Below are 462 nucleotides of genomic sequence, written 5' to 3'. Positions count from 1 at the left end.
CATCCATGGACGAGGCTACGCATACAACCTCAATTACCACATCGTCTGGTGTACCAAGTATCGCAACCAAGCATTGGCTAATCCGATTATTGTCGATTCACTCAAGGACAAGATCCTGCAGATCTGCCGTGAGAATGAGTATACGGTCAAGGCTCTGGAAATAATGCCAACTCACGTGCATATTCTGCTGTCTGCCAAACCAAAAAAGAGCGTGACAAATATCGTCAAGAAGCTCAAAGGCATTACGGCCAAGTGGCTTTTTGAAAAGTATCCGGAAACGATGAAGGAATACTTCTGGGGTGGTCACCGAGCTATTACGCAGGAAGCATTGGAGTGACAACCGAAGCTGTCGTCAAGAAATACATTGAGACGCAATGGAATAGACCGTTTCACTAAACGCTAGAAAGGAGGAAGCGACATGGCAATACGCAAGCGCAAGTCAGATCTGCCGGAATATGGAGT

General features: G+C 46.5%; 1 protein-coding gene. It reads left to right on the top strand.

Going from position 1 to position 462, the window contains the following annotated elements; genetic code table 11:
• Positions 1 to 337, top strand: a 337-nt coding sequence (gene tnpA / locus OCH80_RS10210; protein ID WP_404540663.1) for an IS200/IS605 family transposase, incomplete at its 5' end; no start/stop codon positions are given.
• Positions 338 to 462: the final 125 nt, after the last annotated feature.

The sequence above is a fragment of the Lactobacillus sp. 23-2 genome (assembly GCF_044902225.1).
In the GTDB taxonomy this organism is placed as follows: domain Bacteria; phylum Bacillota; class Bacilli; order Lactobacillales; family Lactobacillaceae; genus Lactobacillus; species Lactobacillus absianus.
The sequence above is the reverse complement of the archived record's forward strand: the minus strand, read 5'-3'. Positions and strand labels throughout refer to the sequence as shown.